This window comes from Pseudoclavibacter sp. AY1F1 (genome assembly GCF_002931075.1).
Taxonomy (GTDB): Bacteria; Actinomycetota; Actinomycetes; order Actinomycetales; family Microbacteriaceae; genus Pseudoclavibacter.
Window position 1 is genome coordinate 1 of the sequence record NZ_PSTQ01000026.1, and the last position, 1,749, is coordinate 1,749.

Here is a 1,749-nt window from a genome sequence, read left to right on the forward strand (position 1 = left end):
TTGGTTGTTATTCATTTACGGAGAGTTTGATCCTGGCTCAGGACGAACGCTGGCGGCGTGCTTAACACATGCAAGTCGAACGATGAAGCCCAGCTTGCTGGGTGGATTAGTGGCGAACGGGTGAGTAACACGTGAGCAACGTGCCCATAACTCTGGGATAACCACCGGAAACGGTGGCTAATACTGGATATCTAACACGATCGCATGGTCTGTGTTTGGAAAGATTTTTTGGTTATGGATCGGCTCACGGCCTATCAGCTTGTTGGTGAGGTAATGGCTCACCAAGGCGACGACGGGTAGCCGGCCTGAGAGGGTGACCGGCCACACTGGGACTGAGACACGGCCCAGACTCCTACGGGAGGCAGCAGTGGGGAATATTGCACAATGGGCGAAAGCCTGATGCAGCAACGCCGCGTGAGGGATGACGGCCTTCGGGTTGTAAACCTCTTTTAGTAGGGAAGAAGCGAAAGTGACGGTACCTGCAGAAAAAGCACCGGCTAACTACGTGCCAGCAGCCGCGGTAATACGTAGGGTGCAAGCGTTGTCCGGAATTATTGGGCGTAAAGAGCTCGTAGGCGGTTTGTCGCGTCTGCTGTGAAATCCCGAGGCTCAACCTCGGGTCTGCAGTGGGTACGGGCAGACTAGAGTGTGGTAGGGGAGATTGGAATTCCTGGTGTAGCGGTGGAATGCGCAGATATCAGGAGGAACACCGATGGCGAAGGCAGATCTCTGGGCCATTACTGACGCTGAGGAGCGAAAGCATGGGGAGCGAACAGGATTAGATACCCTGGTAGTCCATGCCGTAAACGTTGGGCGCTAGATGTGGGGACCATTCCACGGTTTCCGTGTCGTAGCTAACGCATTAAGCGCCCCGCCTGGGGAGTACGGCCGCAAGGCTAAAACTCAAAGGAATTGACGGGGGCCCGCACAAGCGGCGGAGCATGCGGATTAATTCGATGCAACGCGAAGAACCTTACCAAGGCTTGACATATACCGGAAACGTTCAGAAATGTTCGCCCCGCAAGGTCGGTATACAGGTGGTGCATGGTTGTCGTCAGCTCGTGTCGTGAGATGTTGGGTTAAGTCCCGCAACGAGCGCAACCCTCGTCGTATGTTGCCAGCACGTAATGGTGGGAACTCATATGAGACTGCCGGGGTCAACTCGGAGGAAGGTGGGGATGACGTCAAATCATCATGCCCCTTATGTCTTGGGCTTCACGCATGCTACAATGGCTGGTACAATGGGCTGCAATACCGCGAGGTGGAGCGAATCCCAAAAAGCCAGTCTCAGTTCGGATTGGGGTCTGCAACTCGACCCCATGAAGTCGGAGTCGCTAGTAATCGCAGATCAGCAACGCTGCGGTGAATACGTTCCCGGGCCTTGTACACACCGCCCGTCAAGTCATGAAAGTCGGTAACACCCGAAGCCGGTGGCCTAACCTTTTGGAGGGAGCCGTCGAAGGTGGGATCGGTAATTAGGACTAAGTCGTAACAAGGTAGCCGTACCGGAAGGTGCGGCTGGATCACCTCCTTTCTAAGGAGCACTTAGCACGCACTCTTTGGGGTGTGGAGCTGAAGTCATTTCGGTCGCAAACGTCGACCGGTGGCGCTCATGGGTGGAACATTTGACTATGCAGTGCTTGTTGTTGTTCGTGTGGAGTACGCCTTTCGGGGTTGGAAACATGTGGGTGGTGATGGGTTCTGGTGTGCACGCTGTTGGGTCCTGAGGGACCGGGCCTGCTGCTTCGT

At 55.2% G+C, this 1,749-nt stretch carries 1 rRNA gene; it reads left to right on the forward strand.

The features are described 5' to 3' along the window. Positions 1 to 14 precede the first annotated feature (14 nt). Positions 15 to 1,534, forward strand: a 16S ribosomal RNA gene (locus tag C5B85_RS18840). Positions 1,535 to 1,749 lie beyond the last annotated feature (215 nt).